We start from the raw sequence: 21,719 nt of genomic DNA, 5'->3' as shown, positions 1-21,719 counted from the left end.
GGCGGTGCCGAGGCCCTTCCCCACGCGCCCCGCCCCCAATAATTCAAAGGTCTCCCTGGGGAGAGGGCCGGGGTGAGGGGTCCCCTCCGTCATTCCGGCGAAAGTCGGAATCCAGGTCCCACCCAAACTGGATTTGCCGAGATCGCGTCCAGCAGTCCTGGGCCGTTCCAGGTTGCGCAGGGGCCTCCTATAGCCGCTAAGATTCAAACCGCCAGGGAACGCACGCCCGGGACCGTCCAGACGCCACGCATCACGCCCGAGCAACAGGCCGACATCGCCGAGCAGCGCAACCAAACGCACACCACCCGGCGCACGACGGTCGCGGCCCTCGAAGAGCTCCTATTCGAACCCGTGCCGGTCCTCGACCACGGCTTCATCCGCGTGGTCGACTACATGGGCGACGACGAGGCCATCGTGCAGGCGGCGCGCGTCTCCTACGGTCGCGGCAGCAAGCGGCGGCGGCGCGACCGCGGCCTCATCCGCTACCTCATGCGCCACTGGCACACCACGCCCTTCGAGATGTGCGAGATCAAGCTGCACGTCAAGCTGCCGATCTTCGTGGCGCGCCAGTGGATCCGTCACCGCACCGCCAACGTGAACGAATACTCCGCCCGCTACTCCGTGCTCGACCACGAGTTCTACGTCCCCGAGCGCGACCGCCTGCAGGCGCAGTCGACCCTCAACAGCCAGGGCAGCGGCGACGTGCTGGCCGACGACGAGGCCCAGCGCGTCCTCGAGCTTCTCACCACCGACGCCGGCCAGGCCTATGAGCACTACGAAGAGATGCTGAACCTCGACCCTGAAGGTGAGGTCCTCGATCCGGGCCGCCAGGGCCTGGCGCGCGAGCTGGCGCGGATGAACCTCTCCCTCAACTTCTACACCCAGTGGTACTGGAAGATCGACCTGTTCAACCTGCTGCACTTCGTCTGGTTGCGGGCGGACCCCCACGCGCAATACGAGATCCGCGCCTACGCCGACGTGCTGCTCGACGTCATCCGCCGCTGGGTGCCGCTCACCTACGACGCCTTCATGGACTACCGCATGAACGCCGCCTCGATCTCAGGCCCCGGCCTCGCCGTCCTCCGCCGCATGCTCAGCGGCGAACAGGTCGATCAACAATCCAGCGGCCTCGCCCCCGCCGAATGGCGCGAGCTGATGAAGCTTCTCGAACGCCCAACGGAAAGGGCCTGACGTGGCCCGCAGCGAGCCCACAAAACGCGAACTCCAGATGCCCTCAGAGGAGCTGGCCGCCTTCTGCGAGCATTGGCAGATTTCGGAGTTGGCGCTCTTCGGATCGGTGCTGCGGGACGACTTTGGGCCTGAGAGCGACATTGACGTGTTGGTCAGCTTTCTGCCGGAAGCTGAGCATGGCCTCTTTGACATGGTCAACATGGAGGAGGAATTGAGCCAGTTGCTCGGACGCAAGGTGGACTTGGTCAGCCGCCGCGGGATCGAGCGAAGCCGAAACTACATCCGCCGACGGGCGATTCTCGATTCCGCCGAGGTCATCTATGCAACGCGATGAAAGTGCCTATTTGCTGGATATGCTTCTGGAAGCGCGGGCCGCGTTGGAGATCACGTCCGGGCTCACCCATCGCGAGTTCGAACAGGGCAACCTTCACTGGCGCGCAACGCTGAATGCGGTTCAGAACATCGGTGAGGCCGCATCTAGGATCGGCGCGGCCACCCGGCAAGCACACCCGGAAATCCCCTGGCACCGGATCGTCGCCTTCCGAAATCGAGTCGTCCATAAGTATTTTGAAGTCGATCTAGATGTTCTGTGGCGGATCACTCAAGTTGAATTGCTTGAACTCATATCCCAGATCGAGCCGCTAGTTCCACCAGAGGAGTCGGGGTAGCGCCCGTCATCGCGCTGCCATTAGCGGCAAATCCGCCAGCTCGTGGACGACCGATTCGGGGCGTTCGTTGCGCTCCACGCGGGCCACGTTTTCGTAGGCGAAGCGGATTCGCTTGGTCCAGCTTTCGTAGGTCGGTCCGGCGAAGTGGGGCGTCAGTACGACTGAATCAAGCGCGGCCAGCGCCTGCCCGGCCGGGAACGGCTCTTCCACGAACGCATCGAGTCCGGCACCGCCCAAGTGACCGCGTTGCAGGGCGTCGACGAGCGCGTCTTCGTCGATCACGCCGCCCCGCGCCGTATTGATTACGATCGCGTCCGGCTTCATCCGGGCAATCTCGGCCGCGCCGATGAGACCACGGGTGCTCCCCATCAGCGGCACGTGCAGCGAGACGATGTCCGACGTTTCCAGCAACTCCGGCCACGACACGTAGCGGATCTTGAGACTCTCGGTCACATCGCGCGGCGCCTGCACCACGTCGTGGTACTGCAATTCCACGCCGAACGGGAGCAGCCGCCGCGCGACCTGCCGGCCGATCTGCCCGAAGCCCACCAGCCCGACCGTGCGCCCTTCGAGCTCGTGCGGCTCCCACTCGGGCGTCTTGGCCGCCGTCCAGCGACCGGACCGCGTATCGCGGTCGATCACCGGCAGCCGGCGCAGCACGGAGAGGATGAGCAGAATGGTGTGCTCGGCCACGGCCACGGCGTTGGCGCCGCCGTTGGTGGCCAGCAGCTGCCCGGCCGCCCGGCAGCGGTCGAGATCGACCGTGTCGTAGCCCGCGGAGAGCAACTGGATCAGCCGCACCCGCCCGTCGGGATCGTAGATGGCATCCGGCAGGGGACTGAGGGGCGTCGCGATCACCACTTCGGCGCTGCGGATAATGTCGGCGTCCTCGTCGGCCAGCGCCGCAACGTCGGCGCCGACGTGCCGCGTTTCGATCAGCTCCCAGCCGGGCGCATCCGGCAGAAGCTCATGCGTCAGGCGCCGGCATCCCTCGCCAAACTCCTGGTAGAGCGCAATCCTCATTGGGCGGTCTCTCGCGGGTGAAATGGTGGCGCGGTCACGTTGCGGGCATACCCTAGCAGCCGCGCGCCGGTGGGTCTGGAGCCCCGCTACGGCTCGGGGAATCCGGCGGCCGCCAGCGCCGCCCGCGCCACCGTGGCCTCGTTCCAGGCGATGGTGCGATCGGCGTAGGCGATGCTGGTTTCGTGGCCCTTGCCCGCCAGTAGCACCGTGTCGCCGGGACCAGCCTCGGCGATGGCCGCGTGAATGGCCATCCGGCGATCCAACACGATGTCGATCCACGCGTCGGGGCGCGCCTCCCGGGCGCCGGCGACGACCGCCTCGGCGATGGCCTGAGGGTCTTCATTGCGCGGGTCCTCGTCGGCCACCAGTATCCAGTCAGCCAGCTCGACGGCGGCGCGACCCAGCAGCGGCCGCTTGCTCCGATCCTGGTCGCCCGCACTGCCGAATAGGGCGATGAGTCGACCGGGAGTCTGCGGACGCAGCGCGCGCAGACAGGCCTCCAGCGCCGCCGGCGTGTGCGCGAAGTCCACGAAGACCCGGAACGGCTGACCGCAGTCGATTGACTGCATCCGCCCGGGAACCGATGCAATGCTCGGGAGCGCCGCCATCGCGTCGTCGAGGCGGTCGCAAATCGAGCCCACGCACGCTGTAGCAGCGGCGATATTTGCGGCGTTCCACGGGCCGGCGAGATTGGTCCGAACGGTCCAACGGCCCCAGGGAGAATGCAGTCTCACCTGCCGGCGTCCGTCGTCGAGTTCGATCCACTCCGACTGCACATCGGCGTCCGGCTGCTGGCCGAACGTGATCACGTCGCTGCGGGTGTGCCCCGCGAACCCCGCCACGACGGGATCGTCGGCGTTGAGAATGGCCGCCCGACCTCGGGCGGTGGCGGGAGTCGCGTCCAGCAGATCGAGCAGCCGGCGCTTCGCCCGCCGGTAGCCCTCGATGCTGCCGTGAAGGTCGAGATGCTCATGGGTGACGTTGGTGATCACCGCGCGGTCGAAGCTGAATCCGTCCACGCGTCGGAGCTCCAGCGCGTGCGAGGCCACCTCCAGCACCGCCCAGTCGGCGCCGGCATCCACCAGATCGCGCAACTGCCGGGCGATCACCGGCGGCTCGGGTGTCGTCAGCCGCCCGGCGGCCGGCAGCCAGTCGCCGGCGAGCCACGTGCCCACGGTGGTCATGGCGCCGGCCGTGCGCCCCTGCGCCTCGAGCATGGCGGCGATCAGGTGACTGGTCGAGGTCTTGCCGTCCGTACCCGTCACGCCGACCGTGCCCAGGGCCAGGTCGGGCTCGCCCCAGAGTCGCCGGGCCAGCGCGGCCAGCGCCCATCGACCGTCCGGCACGATCGCCAGTCCCACGTGCGCAGGCGCCTCGACGGGCCGCTCGGCCACCACGGCCACCGCGCCGGCGGCGATGGCTGAGGCAACGTAGGCGTGACCGTCGTCGCGCAGGCCGCGCCGCGCGACGAAGCAGGCGCCGGGGCCAACCTGTCGCGAGTCGAAGTGCACCGAGCCGATCAGCCCACCGGCCGGCTGGCACAGCTGCGCGTCCGGACAGGCCGCCAGGAGATCGGTGAAGGTCCGCGGGGCCGGCGGCGCGCTGCCGTTCATACCGGACCCGCCCGGCCGGCGCGCGCGCTGTGAATTGCCTCGCGCAGGCGCACGGCGCGGGTGAGCAGCCACGCCCGCGCAGGCTGCAGCGGCAGATCGAACGCGCCGGGGTAGGTCACCAGGTCGGGGTTGAATCCGAGCTTGAACCGGTGCACGCCGGCCATGGCGTCGTTTGCGTCATCGGGGTCCGCCATGCCCCAGAGGTCATAGCGCGTGAAACCCTGCCCTTTGGCCCACTGCATGGCCGCCCACTGCACCGCGTGCGGCGCCATGAGGTTGCGATGCTGGTTCGACGAGCCACCGAAGACGTAGGCGGCGGTGCGGCCCGCGCCCACCACCATCAGCGCAGCCAGCGGCGCTCCCTGATATCGGGCAATGACGAGCGCTCCCTGGTCGGGTTGAAACGTCTGCCACACGTCGCGGTAGTACGACGCGTGGTGAATGGCAAACCCTTCGCGTGAAGCGGTTACCTGCATCAGCTCGACGAACGCCTCGAAGTCGGCGTCGCCTGCGCCAATCGCCACCTCCACGCCGCGGCGGCCGGCGAGCCGGATGTTGTAGCGCATCTTGGATTTGAAGCCGGCGAGGATTTCCGGCTCCGGGCGCCCGAGATCGACCACAGCGGTGCGCGGGATCTGCACGAACTGGCCCGACGGCCGGAATCCACAGGAGGACAGAGCATCGGCGGCGAGGTCGCCCGGCGGCTCGATGCGGACGAAGGAGGCGCCGTGGTCCCTCCCGGCCTCGATGGCCGCACGCGCCACCGCCGCAGCGTCGTCCGGGGTCTCGGCCAAGGGTCCACGCGGCACATAGGCCAGTCCCACGCGCGGCCCGCCCGGCCAAACTCGCCTGGTTCGGATGAGCACCTGCACCCCGGCCTCGAGCCTGCCGTCGCCGCCTGGCAGGCCCAGCCGGATCGCGCGCCATCCGTACCGCGACTTCAACTCCCCCCAGTGCCACGACTGCAGGAATCCGCCGTCGGGATGTCCGGCCACAAAGGCCTCCCACGCCGCTTGCGACTCAACCAAGGCGGCGGCGGTCATGGTCGGCGCGCCACGTGGACGGCCACGGTGCCCAGGGCGTGCTTGCGGAACCGCACGTCCACAAACCCGGCGGCCTCGATCTGGTGAACCAGCTCCTGCGCCGTGGGAAAGTCGTCAACCGACTCCGGCAGCCACGTGTAGGCCGCCCCGTGGCCGCTGATCCGGCGCCCCACCCAGGGAATCCACCGATGGAAATACAAGCGGAAGAGGTGCCGGAACACCGGCGTGCGGACCGGCGTCATTTCGAGGATGACCATCACGCCTCCGGGCCGCAAGACCCGCGCGAAGCTGCTCCAGGCTCGTGGCAGGCTGTCCAGATTGCGCGGCAGGAAGGCGCTAACGACCGCATCGACGGAGCCGGAAGCCAGGGGCAGGCGCAGCGCGTCGCCCTGCAGGGCAGAGACACCAGCGCCAGCACTCCGCGCGCGAATCATCCCGTGGGCCAGCATTTCGGCGGCGAAATCTAGCGCGACGATCCGGGGCGCGTCGGCCGAGCGGCGCCATGCTTCCAGCGAGAGGTCGAACGTTCCGGCGCCGGCATCGAGAATGGTCGACGGCCGACCGTCAAGCGCCTGATCCACGGCGTGGCGTCGCCAGCCGCGGTCCATCCCGAAGCTCATCAGACGGTTGAGCAGGTCGTAGCGGGGCGCGATCGCGTCGAACATGGGACGCACCCACGGCGATTTGGCCATGCCGCATTATCGGCCGCGCGGGCGGCTAGCGGGTGCGCTCGGTCGCTTGGTGGATGAAGGCCGCAAAGGACTCGCGCGACGGGGATGGGCGCACGCGGTCCAGGGCTGCGCGGGCCTGCGCCGCGTAGCGCCCCGCGACCACGGCCGCTTCCTCAACCGCGCCCGACGATTTGATCGCGTCCAGCGCCTGCATGACGTCGGCGTCATCCGTCGCCTTTCCCGTGAGCACGGCGCGCACGGGATCGTCGTCGCCTTCCCGGTCGCCGAGGTACAGAATCACCGGAAGCGTGACCAGCCCGGCGCGCAGATCGGTTCCGACCGGCTTGCCGGTTTCGGCCACCAAGCCGCTGATGTCCAGGATGTCGTCCGTGATCTGAAAGGCCATACCGAGGCTCCAGCCCAAGTCGCGGAAGGCCTCTCGCTCATCCGCTGGGACATCGCCCAGCACGGCGGCGGCTTCGCAGGCCAGCGCGAACAGCGAAGCCGTCTTGTGCCCGATCTTCCTCAGGTATTGCTCGCGCGCCCGATCGCCGTCGTCGTCGTAGCTCGGCGTCACAAACTCACTCGTGGACATGTCGTGGATGGTGGCCGCGAACAAGCGCACGATCACCGGCTGATCGAGCTGCGCGACCAGGTCGGCGGCGGTCGCAAACAGATAGTCGCCGGCCAGCACGGCAATCTTTTGCGACCACATGACGTGCACGGCGGGCTGCCCGCGACGCTCGGGCGAGCTGTCGACGATGTCGTCGTGCACCAGCGTGGCCGAATGCAACACCTCCGTGGCGGCCGCCAGCTTGGCTACGGCTTCCGGGCGCCCACCGACGATCTGGGCGACGTGGAGCGCCAGGGCCGGTCGCAGGCGCTTGCCCGGCGCCAGCAACACCGCGCCGAGGACTTCCTCGAGCAGGGGAATCTCGGGAACGCGCGTGCAGCCGCGCAGAACGTCCTCCACCTCGGCAAGCTGCGGCGCAACCAGGCTGGTCGCGTGGTGGTCAGCGTCGGCCGCCGATTGATGGTCAGGCACGGGCGGCGGGGGCACCGAAGACGGCGCGCGCATTCCGGGTGGTTCTCTCGGCCAGTGAGCGTACCGACATTCCCACCGCCGCCGCCACTACCGCCGCCGTATGCGGCAGGTGCGCCGGTTCGTTGCGCCGGCCTCTGAGCGGCTCCGGGGACAGATAGGGTGCGTCCGTTTCGAGCAGCAGCCGCTCGAGCGGAATCTCGGCTGCCGCGTCGCGCAGCTCGTACTCGCGACGAAACGTAACGATGCCCGAAAGCGAGATGTGAAGCCCGAGATCGGTGAACTCGCGGGCCTGCCTGGCGTCACCCGCGTAGCTGTGCATCACGCCCGTAATACCCGGCGCTCCTTCCAGCACCTCGGCCACGGCGTCCAGCGACTGGCGCGAGTGCACGACCACCGGCAAGCCAAGCTCGACGGCCAGCGCGCAATGGTCCGCAAATGCGCGCGCTTGGACGTCGCGCGGTTGGAACTCGCGGTAGTGATCGAGCCCGGTTTCGCCGATGGCGCGGACCTTCGGGTGGGCGGCCAGCGTGCGCAATTCGCGCGCCGCGCGGCGATCCCAGTTGCCGCACTCGTGCGGATGGACGCCTACGGACGCCAACCACCCGTCATAGCGCTCGGAAAGCTCGATGGCCCGGCGGCTCGACTCGAGGTCATTGGCCACCACCAGCACCTCACCGACGCCGGCCGCGACCGCGCGGGCGTGGAGCGCCGGCAATTCGTCGGCGAAGACGTGGTCCCCCAGATGCGCGTGGGTGTCGAAGAGCGTGGCTATGCGGCCTCGATGCGTGGAAACAGCGCCGCGCCGCCCGGTACCCGGTGTCCCGCCGGCAAGCCGGTCCAGCCGCCCGCGCCCCAGTCGCCGGGGCCGGCAGGCGGCAGGCCCAAGCGGCCGAGGATGGCGGTGGACGTCCGCGGCATGGCCGGCTGGATTTGGACGGCGATGTGGCGCACCGCCTCCAGGGCAGCGCCCAACACGGTTGACAGACGCTCGCGCTGCGCCGGGTCCCGGGCCAGGCGCCACGGCTCGGTGCGGTCGATATATCGATTCACCGCGCTCACGAAGTCGAACGTGGCGCCCAGGGCCAGGTGAAGCCGCCAGGACTCGTAGTGCGCTTCGGCCAGCGTCCAAGCGGATTCGGCCGCGGCTTGCAGCTCGCTTTCCACTTCTGACGGCTCTTCCGCCGGCGGGACGACGCCATCGAAATAGCGACCGAGCATGGACGTGGTGCGCAGCACCAGATTGCCAAGGTCGTTGCCCAGGTCGTCTTGATAGCGGCGGCCCATGTTCTCCCACTTGAAGTCGCCGTCCCGATCGAAGGGCACCTCGCGCAGCAGGTAGTAGCGCAAGGCATCCGATCCGTGCCGCTCGATCACGTCGGCCGGTCGCACGATGTGGCCGCTGGTTTGGCTCATCGGTGCGCCTTCGTAGTCCACCCATCCGTGGACGACGATTTGCCGGGGCAGCGGCAGGCCCGCCGACATGAGCATCGTGGGCCAGTAGAGCGCGTGGAAGCGCACGATGTCCTTGCCAATGACATGCGCATCGGCCGGCCACCACCGGTTGTAGGACGTCTCGCCGCCGTTCTGGCCAAAGCCAATGCCCGTGATGTAGTTGATTAGCGCGTCGAACCAGACATAGATCCGCTGGGAGGCATCGTTGGGAAGCGGGATGCCCCAGGTCAGGGAGGCGCGCGAGATGCTGAAATCCCGCAGGCCCTGGCGAATGATGCCGAGCATCTCATTGCGCCGCGTGTCCGGGTACACAAAATCCGGGTGCGCCTCGTAGTGGGCGGCAATCGCGTCCTGATACTTGGACATGCGGAAGAAATAGTTTCGCTCGGTGACCCACTCGGGCTTGGCGTTGTGGAACGGACACAGCCCATCGGTCAATTCATCATCGGTGTAGAACGCCTCGCAGGGCACGCAATACCAGCCCTCGTAGTCGCCTTCGTAGATGTCGCCTTGAGCCAGCACCCGAGCAAAGAACTCACTCACCGTCACGTGATGCCGCGGCTCGGTCGTGCGGACAAAGTCGTCGAATTCCACGTCAACGCTGCTCCAAACGGCTTGGAAGCGTTCGGCGGCTTCATCGACGTACGCCATCGTGTCCATGCCCGCCTCGGCAGCCTGGCGACTGACGCGCTGGCTGTTTTCGTCAAGGCCGCCGAGAAAATAGGCAGTCACGCCGCGCAGCCGCTTGAAGCGGACCACGGCGTCGGCCGCGATCATCTCGAAGCTGTGGCCCACGTGCGGCTCGCCGCTCGGATAGGGAATGGCGGTGGTGAGGTAGTACTTCGACACAGAGGATTTCGCCTGGGGCGAGTTCGCGATTCTATCCCAGGCTCTCTAGGACCCCTTGGAAGAGTCCGCGCGGCGGAGTTCCTGGGCCAGGGCGTAGACCTCGCGCCGCGGAATCCGCAGCTCCCGCGCGACCGCCGCCGCCGCCTGGCTTGGCGAGGCGCCCGCAGCCATGGCGGCCGTCACCGCGGTGGCAACGTTCGACGCCTCGGGCGCGGCTTCGGGCTCGCGCTCCGCCACGTCGATGACCAGCGTGATCTCCCCGCGTGGGGCGTCACGCGCCAGCACCTCGCCCAGCTCGGCCAGCGGCAATTCTCGGATGTCCTCGTGGAGCTTGGTCAGCTCCCGGCACATCGCCGCCGGACGGTCGCCGAGCCACTCGAGCAACTCGGCCATGCGTGCCGCGGCGCGATGCGGCGGCAGATAGATGACCAGCGTGCGCGCGACCTCGGCGGCGCGCCGGACCAGGCGCTCGCGCCGCGGCCGACGCTCGGGCAGGAACCCAATGAAGGTGACGGGCTGCTGCGCGAACGACACGACTGAAAGGGCGGTAGCCAAGGCCGACGCGCCCGGAATCGGCACCACGGACATCTCCTCGCGGCGAACCCGAGCCACGAGGTCGGGTCCAGGATCGGCCAGGCCGGGAGTGCCGGCGTCGGACACCAGCGCGACGTCGCCCTCGCGCAGGCAGGCGACGATGGCGTCCTCCCGGCGCTCGGGGCTTTCGGCGTGATAGGCGATGAGCCGCGGGCTCGCGCCAATGTGGTTGAGCAGCTTGCGGGTGCGCCGGGTGTCTTCCGCCGCGACCACCGGCACTGAGGCCAGCACGCGGACGGCGCGCGCCGTTAGATCCTCGAGATTGCCAATCGGCGTGGCCACGACGTAGAGCACGCCCATGCCGGCAAGTGTAGGCGCTCAGACCTCGCGCGCGACCACGGCCGAAGCGGCGGGGCTCGGGGCCCCGCCGGTCCGGCCGTCGAATGCGACCTAAGGCCGCGCCTTGCCTATCCCGCCGCCGGCGGGACGAACTTCGGCATGTTCTTCAGGGCCGTGTAAGCCGGCCGCGGACTCAGGTCGCCGCGCACGATCCCAAAGGCCCACTTCTCATCATGCGACCCCACGACCTGCTGGAAGTTGAAATTCCAGACGATCATGTGCGTGATGTAGGGCGCTTCCGCCCGCACCTTGGCAAACGACCGCACGAGGTAGTTCGCCTGGTCCTGCTCGCTGTTGCACCGCGCGTACTCGTAGCCCGGCGCGGGGTTGGGGGTCGAGGCCCAGCCAAACTCGGTGATCCACAGCGTCTTGTTCCGGAACGCCGGGCCCGCCGCGATCATGTCGTGGTACAGCTGCTCGTAGCGGCTGAAGAAGAAGCTGTCGTGGGTCGACCAGCCGCTGTTGCACTTGGCGCGGCTCGCCGACGGGTTATTGATCGTGTCGTCCGGCGCGTTGGGCCCGCCGTTGGGATGGATACCCAGGAACTCGAAGTAGTTGGCGATTTCGCCGCCGTTGGCCGCCCAGAGGCGCCGCAGGTAGTCGCGGTCGTCGATCGCGGTCGACGTGTTGCCCGCCGGCGTCATGGCGCCCAATCCCACCATGGCGTTGGGGTCGCCGCGCTTGGTGCCGTTGTAGCCGTGCTTGACCAACTCGAGAAACTCAATGTGGGCGGTGTTGTTGGGATCGCCCGGTCGCAGCGAGGGCCACTCGCGCTGCAGGTTGGACTCGTTCCACAGCTCGTAGGCCTGCACGCGACCCCGGTAGCGGGAGACCAGCTCCTGCATGAAGCGGCCGAACGTCGCGGGATCAACGGGCGGGCCGTGTCCGGGCGGAGAGCCCGCGGCCTTGAGGCACGGCGGCGCCTTGACGACGCTGAGCAGAATCTGCAGGCCGTTGGCCCGCATGGTGTTGACGAGGCGGTCCACGGTTGCCCAGGACCATTGGCTGGACGGCAGCGCCTGACAGCCCGGTCCGAAGACTTCCACTTCTTCCCACGGGAGCTGCTGCTTCACCCACCCGAAGCCGGCGGCAGTGACAAGGCCGGCCAGCTGATTGTCGGACGGTAGACGGAACTCGCCCTGCATGCCGTAGCCCTGCAGACCGTGCGGCAGCACCATGGGCGCCGGGACCGAACCAGACACAGGCGCCGGCCTGGGCGTCGGAGCCGGAGTCGGCGCGGGCGTGGGCGCCGGCGTCGGTGCCGGCGTCGGAATCGGTGTCGGCGCAGGCGTCGAAGTCGCCGGGGGCGCCGGCGGCCCGGCCAGCGCCTCAGCGGCGGTCACCGGGTGCTTAGCGTACTGGGGAATGATGATGCCGTTGAGCCTCTTGATCCGGTCCGGCACGTTGAGCAGGTGCGGGACGCCGATCCGGGTCCCAGGCGCCGGGACGTTGAAGATTCGCCACACCGCCCGCTGCGCTCGCAGGACTTGCGCGCCCTGCGGATTGCCGTTGATTTCCTGCTCCTCATAGGCAATCGGCAAGCCATAGAGATCGATCCAATTCGACTTTTCGAGGAACTTGGCCTTGAGGACCGGGTTGGCGTCCAAAAGCCGCAGGTGGTTGGTGATGATCTGCGAGAAGCTCGCCCCCGCGTCCTCCGGCAGCACGCGGTGCGCCGGCACGCCGGGCAGGTTCACTCCAAACCGGTTCGCCAACTGGTCCATGGTGTTCAAGTACGCAAACTGGCTGCACCCGCCTCGGTCTTGGCGGTCCGGCCGGAACTGCAGCATCACCTTTTGCAGTGGCAATACCTGAAATCCATTGAATTCGAACTGCTGCCCGATCGGGTAGCCGACATCCGCGAGCTCGAGCGTGCGCACGCACGAGTACCAGTTGATGCCGCCGATGTCGACGATTGGAAAGCCGTCGTTCGGATCCGAGGTGTCGCCGCCGGTGATGGTGTACAGGCAGCCACCCTCGATCGGGGTGCCTTGGTGGGGCTCGCAGCCAACGGCCTGGACAGAGCTCACCGCTCCGACCACCAGAAGGCTGACGACGGCTACAACGAACCACTTACGCATGCGCGAAACTCCTCGGAGGCGGGCGCCACGACGGCGCCCGCTGGGTTTCTGCCTCCCAGAGCCCGCACGTAGTTTGCCGCCAAGCCGTAACGGTCGAATTTAGGCTCGACGGCCACGACCGTCAACCCTGTGGACGGCGTGACGACGGCATCCTCGCGCCGGTGTCTCAGGCGCCGGTGGCGCAAGAGGTAACTACAGGTGAGTCAGCGCCCGCGGCAGACCGGCGGGGCTTGCCGCCCCGCCGGTCCGGCCGTCGAATGCGACCTAGGGTCGCGCCTCGCCTACCCCGCGGTCGGCGGGGGCGGTTTCGGCATGTTCTGCAGCGCCGTGTAGGCCGGTCGCGGATTCAGATTGCTATCCACGATTCCAAAGGCCCACTTCTCGTCGCTCGAATCCACGACCTGCTGGAAGTTCAAGTTCCAGACGATCATGTGCGTGATATAGGGCGCATCCGCCCGCACCTTGGCGAAGGCGCGGACGAGGTAGTTCGCCTGATCCTGCTCAGTGTTGCAGTTGGCGTACTCGTAGCCCGGCGCCGGGTTCGGCGTCGTGGCCCAGCCAAACTCGGTGAGCCAGAGCGTCTTGTGCCGGAACGCCGGACCCGCGGCGATCATGTCGGCGTAGAGCTGCTCGTAGCGGCTGAAGAAGAAGCTGTCGTGGGTCGACCAGCCGCCGTTGCACTTGGCGCGGCTCGCCGCCGGGTTATTGATCGTGTCGTCCGGCGCGTTCGGCCCGCCGTTGGGATGCACACCGAGAAACTCGAAGTAGTTGGCGACCTCACCGCCATTGGCGGCCCAGAGTCGGCGCAGGTAGTCGCGGTCGTCGATAGCGGTCGGCGTATTGCCCGCCGGCGTCATCGCGCCGAGACCCACGAGGGCATTCGGGTCGCCGCGCTTGGCGCCGATGTAGCCGTGCTTCACCAACTCGAGGAATTCGAGATGGGCGGTGTTGTTGGGGTCTGCGGGTCGCAGCGAGGGCCATTCACGCTGCAAGTTGGCTTCGTTCCACAGCTCGTAGGCCTGCACGCGCCCCTTGTAGCGGGAGGCCAGCTCACGCATGAAGCGGCCGAAGGTTGCCGGGTCGATGGGCGGCCCATGACCGGGCGGCGATCCCGCCGGCTTGAGGCACGCAGGCGCCTTCACCACGCTGAGCAGGATATTGAGGCCGTTGGCCCGCATGGTGTTGACGAATCGGTCCATGTCATCCCAGAACCATTGACTGGGGGGGCGCTCGCGACAGTCCGGCAGGTAGACGTCGATTTCTTCCCACGGCACCTGCTGCTTCACCCAGCCGAAGCCGGCGCCGGTAACCAGATTGGCTAGCTGCTGGTCGTTCTCCACCCGAAATTCGCCCTGCATGCCGTAACCCCGCAGGCCCTGGGGCAGCGCCATGGGCTCCGGGACCTCGCCCGAGGCTTCGGCGAAGGACACCGGGCGCTTGGCGTCCTGCGGAATGATGATGCCGTTGAGCTTCTTGATCTGGTCCGGCACGTTGAGCAGGTGCGGAACGCCGACCCTGGTCCCAGGCGCCGACACGTTGAAGATTCGCCACACCGCCCGCTGCGCCCGCAGGACTTGCGCGCCCTGCGGATTGCCGTTGATCTCTTGCTCCTCATAGGCAATCGGCAAGCCGTAGAGATCGATCCAGTTCGACTTCTCGAGGAACTTGGCCTTGAGGACCGGGTTGGCGTCCAAGAGCCGCAAGTGGTTCTCGATGATCTGCGCGAAGCTCACCCCCGCATCCTCCGGCAGCACGCGGTGCGCCGGCACGCCGGCCAGGTTCACCCCGAACCGGTTGGCCAGCAAGTCCATGGAGTTCAAATACGCGAATTTGCTACAGCCGCCCCGGTCTGGATAGTCCGGCCGGTACTGCAGCATCACCTTCTGCAGCGGCAAGATCTGAAAGCCGCTGAACTCGAACTGCTGGCCGATCGGGTAGCCGACATCCTGGAGGTCAAGCGTGCGCACGCACGAGTACCAGTCGATGCCGCCGGTGTCGACGACTGGAAAGCCGTCGCTGGGGTCCGGCGTGTCCCCGCCGGTGATGGTGTACAGGCAGCCGCCCTCGATCGGGGTGCCTTGGTGGGGGTCGCAGCCGATGGCCTGGACGGAGGTGACCGCTCCGGCGACCAACAGGCTGACAATGGCGATGACGAACCACTTACGCATGCGCGGAACTCCTCGGAGGCAGACGCTACGACGGCGCCCGCTGGGTTTCTGCCTCCCAGAGCCCGAACGTGGTTCGCCGCCAGACCGTGACGGTCGAATTTAGGCCCGGCGGCGATACCCGTCAACTCTTGGACTGGCTCGCCGACGCCCGGCCCGCGGCGCGGCCCGCCACGGATGCGCCGGCACAGTGGCTAGACTGGCGCCACGCCGGATACCGGAAGGGGCGCCCGTGCGGGATCTGCGGGTAGCGCTGGCACAAATCCGCCCCCGTCTGGGCGACGTGGCGCACAATCTGGCCACCCATCTCGAATACGCCGACCGCGCCGCAACCGCCGGCTGCAACATGGTCGTGTTTCCAGAGCAGTCCTTGACGGGATACTTCCTCAGCGATCTGGTTGCCGATGTCGCCGTCCCGCGTGACGACGCCAGTCTCGCGCCGATCCTGGATGCCAGCCGCGACATCGACATCGTCTTCGGCTTCATCGAGCGCACCGCCGACCACCGTTTCGTCCCGGCGGCGGCGTGCGCCTCCGGCGGCCGCCTGCTGCACGTCCATCAAAAGGTCTATTTGGTGACCTACGGCCTGTTCGACGAGGCGCGCGATCTGGCGCCGGGCAGGCACGTGCGGGCCTTCGACACGGCGCACGGGCGGCAGGCCATGCTGATCTGCGAGGACCTGTGGCATCCCACCAGCGCGGCGCTGGCAGCCGCGGACGGCGCGGACGTGATCTTCGGCTTATCGAGCAGCCCGGGACGCGGCGTGGGCGGCGGCGCGAGCGAGCTCGGCAGCGCCGAGACCTGGCACGCGATCAATCGTCTCTACGCGCAAATGCTCGTCTGCTACATGGTGCACGTGAACCGGGTGGGATTCGAGGACGGCGTGAACTTTTGGGGAGGATCGGAAGTCGTGGCGCCGGACGGAACTTGTCTCGTTCGTGCCCCCCAATTCGAGGAAGCCTTCGTCGTCGCCGACTTGCCCGACAGTCGGCTGCGGCGCCAGCGCACCCGTCTCCCATTGCGTCGGGACGAGAACACCGAGCTGGTGAGCCGCGAGTTCGCGCGCATCGCCGGGGAGCGCCGCGATGGCTAATGGATCGCCTTGGGTCCGCCATTCTCGCGAAGTGCCTGTCCCGTACTCGATACATGACGGGATTCCAGAAGTACTCGCCAATGGCATCGATCACTGAACCTTCCCTCCAGCATCGCGCGCGACTTGGATTGCAGCTCGACACGGCGCTGGCCGAGCAGGTGCTGGTGCGATTCATCGCCGACGCGATCTCGAAGTTCGGCTTCACCCGGGCCGTGGTCAACACCTCAGGCGGCATCGACTCGGCCGTGACGTGCGCCTTGGCGGCGCGGGCGCTGGGACCCGAGAACGTGCTTGCGCTCATGCTGCCCTACCGCACCAGCAACCCCGCCAGCCAGCGCGACGCCGAAACGCTGGTGCATGCCCTCGGGGTCGATTCCGGGATCATTGACGTCAGCCAAGCCGTCGACGGCTATTTGGACGAGCTCGACGACGACCCATCCCCGGTGCGCCGGGGCAATGTGATGGCGCGCACCCGCATGATCGCGGCCTACGATCAGTCCCTGGCGTTCGACGCGCTGGTGGTGGGCACCAGCAACAAGACCGAGCTGCTCTTGGGCTACGGCACCCTGCACGGCGATATGGCAAGCGCGGTCAATCCGATCGGCGACCTCTACAAGACCCAATTGCGCCAACTGGCGGCGGCGCTGGACCTTCCGGCCGCCATCCTGGACAAGCCGCCCTCGGCAGACTTATGGCAGGGTCAGTCGGACGAGGCGGAGCTGGGATTCACCTACGAAGTGGCCGACGAGGTGCTCTACCTGCTCATTGACGAGTGGCATGCGGCGGACGAGATCGCGGCCGGCGGCTACGACGCCGACCTGGTGTCCGAAATCCGGCGCCGAGTGCGGCAAACCCAATACAAGCGGCGCCCGCCGGTGATCGCCAAGCTCTCCGACCGGACGATCGATCGGGATTTCCGCTATCCGCGCGACTGGGGACGCTAGCGGGAAGGGCCGATCGGCGCCCCCGCGCACGACTCGTCCGTATACTCTCGAAGCACCGCGCCGGGCCGGCGCCCCCACTGCGCGAATCTCCCGTGACTCAATTTGTCCTCCGTGAGCGCTTGGCTGCGCTCTTGCACGACGCCCTCGCCGCCGCGCACGCGGCAGGCGACTTGCCGCCGATGCCGGCCGCCCAGATCGGCCTGGACCGTCGGGGCGACGAGTTGGCCGACTACGCCAGCGCCGATGCCCTGCGCCTCGCGCGCAGCGCCAAAATGCCGCCTCGCGCGATCGCGGAGGCCATTGCCGCCCACGTAGCGTCCGATCCCGCCGTTGCCGACGTGACGGTCGCCGGGCCGGGATTCGTCAATCTCCGCCTCGATGACGCTTGGGTGCTCGACCAGATCGACGCGATCGTGGAGGCCGGACCGAACTACGGGCCCACGCCGGTTGCCGATCCGCAGCGCATACAGGTCGAATACTTGAGCGCCAACCCGACCGGTCCGCTCACGGTCGGCGCCGGACGCATCGGCGTGGTCGGTGACGCCATTGCCCGCATGCTGACCGCCCGCGGGCATGACGTGACCCGAGAATATTATGTCAATGACGCGGGCCGTCAGATCGAGCTCCTCGGCCAGACCGTCCACCATCACTATGCCGCGGCCCTCGGCGTCAGCCGCCCTTTCCCTGAAGACGGCTATCAAGGCGCCTACACGGCAGAGTGGGGACAGACCATTGCCGCCGACGACGGCGACCGCTGGCTCGACATCCAGCAGCGCGAGGACGCCGAGGCGTTCGAGCAGCGGTCCGTGGACATTGCGCTTAGTTCGATCAAGCACGACCTCGCGCGCTTGGGTCTGGCATTCGACGAGTGGTATTCCGAGCGGGAGATGCGCGCACGAGGCGAGGTCGAGGCCGCGCTGCTGACCCTGACCGACGCGGGACACGTGACACACCGCGAGGGCGCCACGTGGTTCGTGGGCGGCGAAGGCACGGACGACCGCGAGAATGTGCTGGTGCGGTCGCGCGGCGACCCCACCTACTTCGCCACCGATATTGCCTATCACCACGACAAGTTCCGCAAGCGGGAATTCGACCTCGTGATCAACATCTGGGGCGCCGACCACCAGGGCCACGTGCCGCGTATGAAAGCCGCCATGGAGGCGTTGGGCATCGATCCCGCGCGACTCGAAATCCTCGTCGCGCAGATGGTCGGTGTCCGCAGCGGGGACGGGTTGGCGCGCGCCGGCAAGCGCAGCGGTCGCTTCGTCACGCTGCGCGAGGTGCTCGACGAGGTTGGCCCCTCCGCCACGCGGTACTTCTTCCTCTCCAAGGCGATTGACAGCCAGATGGAATTCGACCTGGAGCTGGCCAAGCGCGAGGACCCGGAGAATCCGATCTACTACATCCAGATGGCGCACGCGCGCTGCGCCGGGATCCAGAGGTCGGCGGCCGAGAATCCATCCACCGCAACGCCCGACCTCGCACGCTTGGGCGCCCCCGAAGCGGCCCTGGTCCGGCAGCTGCTCGCCTATCCCGAGGTGACGGTGGACGCCTCCGACTCGCGCGAGCCGCACCGCATCGCGCACTACCTGCTGGATCTTGCGCGGGCCTTTCACTCCTACTACAACGATCACCGCGTGGTGAGCGACGACGCCGTGCTGACGGCCGCCCGGCTGCGCCTGGTCGCCGCCGTACGCCAGGTGGTGGCGAACGGCTTGGAGCTGCTGGGCATCGACGCGCCGGAGCGAATGTAGGGACGGTTCGCGAACCGGCCACGCCGTATCCCGTCCGAGTCGAAGGGCCGGCGCGGGTCTTGCGGCCTACGCGATCGCCTCGCAGTTGGCCGCGGGCACCGTCACCGTGCCCCCCTGCGCTCGCTGCACGCGCACGCAGATGGCCGGCGACCCGGACGGTGCGCGCGCCTCGTCCGGCGCCGGCCCCACGACGACTCCCTCTTCACCGGCATCCGGTCCGGCCACGATGCGCACCGGAAGTCCATCGGCCCTAAGCTCCTCGGCCAGCGCCTCGGACGGCCCCGGGGGCAGCAGCACCTCGGACTCGCCGGGCTGCCGGCTTCCAATCACCGACACCACCTCGTCGGCGCTCGCGCGAAACATGCGCTGCAGCGCGCGCGGCATGCGGGTGTGGCCAAAGCCCTCGGTCAGCAGCGTTGGCACCGGCGGCGTAAGCGGCGCCGACGGCGGCAACGGAAGCCCGACAATGGTTGGGGCCAGCGCCAACTCGGAAAGCGTCGCATCGTCGGCCGACGGGGCGATGACCGCCGACACGCGAGCCTCGATGGCGCGCTGCATCCACTCGGTGCGGAGCGGGTCGGGCGTGACGAGAATCTCGCCGATTTCGGCCAGGTCCTCGGGCCGATCGCCCGACTCGATGACGCGCAGCGGCCCGACGGCGCGACCGCCCGCGCCCAGGGCCCCGGAAATGGCCACGCCCTGCCCTTCGATCACGACTGATTCGCCGGGCGCCACGCCGACCACGGTCCCGGCAAGCCGGCAATGCAGCGCGACCTCGCGCATCTCACGCACGAACACCGCCACCCCGGTGCGCGGACTCAGGCTGGCAATCATGCCGCGGGACGGCGCCCGCCATTCGCGCGCGATGCCCATCCGCCCCATCGACTCGGCCAGCAACGTGTCCTCTTCAACGATTTCGGCGCGGCTCACCTTGAGCAAGCCGGGCACTTCGTCCAGTTGCGCGTTCAGCAGCCGCGGCAGATCGACCACCGTCATCCCGGTGCGCATGCGGCCGCGGCCCCACACCTGGCCCATCACCACATCGTCGCCCTCATGGACGAGAATCCGGCCCGAGCTCGGGAGGACGTGCCGGCGACGGAGCGTGCCGCTCCGCACGGTCCGCCGGATGGCGCGCCGGACGCGCTCAGCCTCCATGCGGCCTCGCGGGAGCGACCGCCGTCGCGGCGGGAGGGAAGGCGTCCATCGAGCGCAACCACTGCTGCAGGCGCGCCTGGCGCTCGTCCGGCTCGTCAGGCCAAACCAACGGCCGCCCGCGCGCATCGACGATCAGCCCCACAAGGCCCGATCCCACGTTGGCCTTCAGCCGCGCCGGGCGTCCGTTGCCCAAGCCCACGTCGAAGCGCGGCTGCGGCCAAATGCGGACTTCAGCCGGCACGCGCGCGTCCCACTGAATCACGTCAAGCGCGCCCGCGCTGACCTCGCGCTCGATGCGCGCGCCCGAGCTCGGGCGCACGTCGACCAGCACGGCCGGCTCACCGGATTTCGCGCGACCTCGTGGCGCCACGCAGACGCCCAATGGGACCAGGGTCGAGTCGAACGCCACGCGGGCCCCGGTGCGGGCCAGCGCGCCCTGCATGGCCAGGCTCGACGTCGGATCGATCGCCAGCTGCGACACGCCCACGGGCTCCAGGATGTTCACCAGCAACAGCGCGGCCTGCACCGACCGACCGGCGCCTCGCGCCGCGCGACCCGTGAGGACGATCAGATCGAGCGCCTCGTGGTTGAGCGGACTCCGGCCGTCCTCGGAGGCGCGCAACGCCTGGCGCGCCGCGGCCGTGAACACGGCATGGGTCAGCTGCAGCTCGGCCGGCGTCGCCGCCACCGCCGCCGGATGCGCCGACCGGTTCAAGGCGGTGAATCGCAGCGCCTGCGGAATCGGCTCCTCGGGCGCCCACTGCGCCACGCGCTCGATCGGCGTTTGCAACGCGATGTGATAGGGACGCGCCAGGTCGTGCCCTTGCCCCAGCCCCACACTCACCCCCGATCCCGCCTGGAAGCCGACGATCGACACCTGGTCGTCGTCCAGCGACACCGCGGCCACCTCCAGGGCCTGCTGCGTCGCCAGCTCCCGCACGGCTTCGCCCAATGCCGCGGCGGTCGCGTGCGCTGGGGCGTCGGCAATCTCCGCCGGCACGGTGCGGCCGGCGAATCGGTGAGCCTTCACCGTTTGCTGCACGTCATCGAGCAGCGCGTTTGGTTCGGTCATGTCGAGCGGATCGTCCACGCCGCCGCCCTGCACCGATACGGCGTGGACCGGAAACGCCTGCTCCAGGATGGTGAGCGCCCGGTCATCGAGTTCGTCCCCATAGAGAATGGCGATCACGGGCACATAGCTCGACTCGCGGCCCGCCAGCCCCCCGATCAGCAGATCGGCCATGTAAGAAAGGCCCTGTCCGTCGCGATCCTCCGTCAGCGCCACGACGACAACGCTGGGGCGCTGCGTGGTGATCACGTCGACGGTCGCCGGGCCGTCAATTCGATCGCGAAACTCGCGCGCCGCGGTGGTGGCGCGGCCGATGACGACGAACTCACGACCGGTCAGCGCCTCCTCGAGCGCGTCGAGATCGCGCGTGACCAGATTGCTCACGACGAAGCAGGACGGTCCCGGGGCCAACCCTCGACCCACCGCGGCGGCGATGGGTGGCGTGCGCGGCTCCCCGTGCGGACGCGCCGACGACTCGGGCATGGCGAAATAGGCCCCGGCTAGCGACTCGGCTTCCGCCACGGCCCGCTCGAAGCTCGGTGTGAGATCGAAATGCGGCGCGTCGAGCGTGCTGGGCGCCCCGGCCACCGTGAGCAGCCGGTACGCGCCCTCGTGGCGGGCAAAGACCGCCACTCGCGTCTCCGCGCCGAGCTCGACCACGGAGACGCGATCGGACGTGCTCGGCGCCGCCGCGCCGTCGCCGTTCAGCTCCATGCGGCGAGCGTAGCAATTGGCCCTGAGAGTCTCCCTCCGTCATTCCGGCTCCGACTCCCTCTCCCTTGCGACTCCGACTCCCTCTCCCGCGGGGAGAGGGCCGGGGTGAGGGGACGCCCTGCGGTCAGTCCGGTTTCGACTCCCTCTCCCGCGGGGAGAGGGCCGGGGTAAGGGGACGCCCGGCGGACAGTCCGGTTTCGACTCCCTCTCCCGCGGGGAGAGGGCCGGGGTGAGGGGACGCCCGGCGGTCAGTCCG

At 68.4% G+C, this 21,719-nt stretch carries 18 protein-coding genes; 6 read left to right on the top strand and 12 right to left on the bottom strand.

The genetic code is table 11. The features are described from left to right. Positions 1-249 precede the first annotated feature (249 nt). The 3 genes from thyX to OXG33_07570 are packed head-to-tail and all read left to right on the top strand — an operon-like array spanning position 250 to position 1,859. Complete coding sequence (thyX, locus tag OXG33_07580) at positions 250-1,191, top strand: FAD-dependent thymidylate synthase (GenBank protein ID MCY4113780.1); 942 nt, start codon at positions 250-252, stop codon at positions 1,189-1,191. Between the two features lie 37 nt (positions 1,192-1,228). Further along, the gene (locus tag OXG33_07575) at positions 1,229-1,525 is read left to right on the top strand and encodes a nucleotidyltransferase family protein (protein MCY4113779.1); all 297 of its coding nucleotides are present in this window, start codon (positions 1,229-1,231) and stop codon (positions 1,523-1,525) included. After that, positions 1,512-1,859: a DUF86 domain-containing protein gene (locus OXG33_07570; protein ID MCY4113778.1), complete on the top strand. Its 348-nt coding sequence runs from the start codon at positions 1,512-1,514 to the stop codon at positions 1,857-1,859. Before OXG33_07575 ends, OXG33_07570 begins: the two co-directional genes overlap by 14 nt. 6 nt (positions 1,860-1,865) lie before the next feature. Here OXG33_07570 and OXG33_07565 read toward each other — a convergent pair whose 3' ends face one another. The 10 genes from OXG33_07565 to OXG33_07520 all read right to left on the bottom strand — a co-directional run bounded on the left by OXG33_07565 (position 1,866) and on the right by OXG33_07520 (position 14,737). After that, positions 1,866-2,882, bottom strand: coding sequence for a 2-hydroxyacid dehydrogenase (locus OXG33_07565; protein ID MCY4113777.1), 1,017 nt, complete (start codon positions 2,880-2,882; stop codon positions 1,866-1,868). Between the two features lie 86 nt (positions 2,883-2,968). Beyond that, positions 2,969-4,495, bottom strand: a complete 1,527-nt coding sequence (locus tag OXG33_07560; protein MCY4113776.1) for a UDP-N-acetylmuramoyl-L-alanyl-D-glutamate--2,6-diaminopimelate ligase — start codon at positions 4,493-4,495, stop codon at positions 2,969-2,971. Beyond that, a complete protein-coding gene (locus OXG33_07555; GenBank protein ID MCY4113775.1) occupies positions 4,492-5,538 on the bottom strand; it encodes a peptidoglycan bridge formation glycyltransferase FemA/FemB family protein in 1,047 nt (348 codons plus the stop codon). Before OXG33_07555 ends, OXG33_07560 begins: the two co-directional genes overlap by 4 nt. Next, the gene (locus OXG33_07550; protein MCY4113774.1) at positions 5,535-6,230 is read right to left on the bottom strand and encodes a ubiquinone/menaquinone biosynthesis methyltransferase; all 696 of its coding nucleotides are present in this window, start codon (positions 6,228-6,230) and stop codon (positions 5,535-5,537) included. Before OXG33_07550 ends, OXG33_07555 begins: the two co-directional genes overlap by 4 nt. A 25-nt stretch (positions 6,231-6,255) precedes the next feature. Continuing rightward, entirely contained in the window at positions 6,256-7,254 is a 999-nt protein-coding gene (locus OXG33_07545) for a polyprenyl synthetase family protein (GenBank protein ID MCY4113773.1), read from the bottom strand. After that, positions 7,247-8,026, bottom strand: coding sequence for a TatD family hydrolase (locus OXG33_07540; GenBank protein MCY4113772.1), 780 nt, complete (start codon positions 8,024-8,026; stop codon positions 7,247-7,249). Before OXG33_07540 ends, OXG33_07545 begins: the two co-directional genes overlap by 8 nt. After that, a complete protein-coding gene (gene metG, locus OXG33_07535) occupies positions 8,023-9,555 on the bottom strand; it encodes a methionine--tRNA ligase (GenBank protein MCY4113771.1) in 1,533 nt (510 codons plus the stop codon). Before metG ends, OXG33_07540 begins: the two co-directional genes overlap by 4 nt. Positions 9,556-9,600: 45 nt before the next feature. Beyond that, the gene (rsmI, locus tag OXG33_07530) at positions 9,601-10,449 is read right to left on the bottom strand and encodes a 16S rRNA (cytidine(1402)-2'-O)-methyltransferase (protein MCY4113770.1); all 849 of its coding nucleotides are present in this window, start codon (positions 10,447-10,449) and stop codon (positions 9,601-9,603) included. Between the two features lie 107 nt (positions 10,450-10,556). Next, positions 10,557-12,569, bottom strand: a complete 2,013-nt coding sequence (locus OXG33_07525; GenBank protein ID MCY4113769.1) for a hypothetical protein — start codon at positions 12,567-12,569, stop codon at positions 10,557-10,559. A gap of 281 nt (positions 12,570-12,850) precedes the next feature. Further along, positions 12,851-14,737: a hypothetical protein gene (locus tag OXG33_07520; protein MCY4113768.1), complete on the bottom strand. Its 1,887-nt coding sequence runs from the start codon at positions 14,735-14,737 to the stop codon at positions 12,851-12,853. A gap of 229 nt (positions 14,738-14,966) precedes the next feature. On the opposite strand from OXG33_07520, the gene OXG33_07515 reads away from it, so the two are divergent. The 3 genes from OXG33_07515 (at position 14,967) to argS (ending at position 18,525) form a co-directional block, all read left to right on the top strand. Next, the gene (locus OXG33_07515) at positions 14,967-15,827 is read left to right on the top strand and encodes a carbon-nitrogen hydrolase (protein ID MCY4113767.1); all 861 of its coding nucleotides are present in this window, start codon (positions 14,967-14,969) and stop codon (positions 15,825-15,827) included. A gap of 80 nt (positions 15,828-15,907) precedes the next feature. Continuing rightward, a complete protein-coding gene (locus OXG33_07510; protein MCY4113766.1) occupies positions 15,908-16,771 on the top strand; it encodes an NAD+ synthase in 864 nt (287 codons plus the stop codon). Between the two features lie 92 nt (positions 16,772-16,863). Beyond that, positions 16,864-18,525, top strand: a complete 1,662-nt coding sequence (gene argS, locus OXG33_07505) for an arginine--tRNA ligase (protein ID MCY4113765.1) — start codon at positions 16,864-16,866, stop codon at positions 18,523-18,525. Between the two features lie 66 nt (positions 18,526-18,591). Here argS and OXG33_07500 read toward each other — a convergent pair whose 3' ends face one another. Beyond that, positions 18,592-19,680 (bottom strand): hypothetical protein, encoded by a 1,089-nt coding sequence (locus tag OXG33_07500; GenBank protein ID MCY4113764.1) that lies wholly within the window; start codon positions 19,678-19,680, stop codon positions 18,592-18,594. Further along, the gene (locus tag OXG33_07495; GenBank protein MCY4113763.1) at positions 19,670-21,463 is read right to left on the bottom strand and encodes a hypothetical protein; all 1,794 of its coding nucleotides are present in this window, start codon (positions 21,461-21,463) and stop codon (positions 19,670-19,672) included. The genes OXG33_07500 and OXG33_07495 overlap by 11 nt, the downstream gene beginning before the upstream one ends. Between the last annotated feature and the right edge of the window lie 256 nt (positions 21,464-21,719).

The sequence above is a fragment of the Chloroflexota bacterium genome (assembly GCA_026708035.1).
Classification (GTDB): Bacteria; Chloroflexota; UBA11872; order UBA11872; family UBA11872; genus JAJECS01.
The sequence above is the reverse complement of the archived record's forward strand: the minus strand, read 5'-3'. Positions and strand labels throughout refer to the sequence as shown.

What these genes read in the sequence shown, in the direction of transcription:
- OXG33_07575 (MCY4113779.1), top strand. Translation starts at nt 1,229, where the DNA reads ATGCCCTCAGAGGAGCTGGCCGCCTTCTGCGAGCATTGGCAGATTTCG.
- OXG33_07570 (MCY4113778.1), top strand. Translation starts at nt 1,512, where the DNA reads ATGCAACGCGATGAAAGTGCCTATTTGCTGGATATGCTTCTGGAAGCG.
- OXG33_07565 (MCY4113777.1), bottom strand. Translation starts at nt 2,882, where the DNA reads ATGAGGATTGCGCTCTACCAGGAGTTTGGCGAGGGATGCCGGCGCCTG.
- OXG33_07560 (MCY4113776.1), bottom strand. Translation starts at nt 4,495, where the DNA reads ATGAACGGCAGCGCGCCGCCGGCCCCGCGGACCTTCACCGATCTCCTG.
- OXG33_07555 (MCY4113775.1), bottom strand. Translation starts at nt 5,538, where the DNA reads ATGACCGCCGCCGCCTTGGTTGAGTCGCAAGCGGCGTGGGAGGCCTTT.
- OXG33_07550 (MCY4113774.1), bottom strand. Translation starts at nt 6,230, where the DNA reads ATGGCCAAATCGCCGTGGGTGCGTCCCATGTTCGACGCGATCGCGCCC.
- rsmI (MCY4113770.1), bottom strand. Translation starts at nt 10,449, where the DNA reads ATGGGCGTGCTCTACGTCGTGGCCACGCCGATTGGCAATCTCGAGGAT.
- OXG33_07525 (MCY4113769.1), bottom strand. Translation starts at nt 12,569, where the DNA reads ATGCGTAAGTGGTTCGTTGTAGCCGTCGTCAGCCTTCTGGTGGTCGGA.
- OXG33_07520 (MCY4113768.1), bottom strand. Translation starts at nt 14,737, where the DNA reads ATGCGTAAGTGGTTCGTCATCGCCATTGTCAGCCTGTTGGTCGCCGGA.
- OXG33_07510 (MCY4113766.1), top strand. Translation starts at nt 15,908, where the DNA reads ATGGCATCGATCACTGAACCTTCCCTCCAGCATCGCGCGCGACTTGGA.
- OXG33_07500 (MCY4113764.1), bottom strand. Translation starts at nt 19,680, where the DNA reads ATGGAGGCTGAGCGCGTCCGGCGCGCCATCCGGCGGACCGTGCGGAGC.
- OXG33_07495 (MCY4113763.1), bottom strand. Translation starts at nt 21,463, where the DNA reads ATGGAGCTGAACGGCGACGGCGCGGCGGCGCCGAGCACGTCCGATCGC.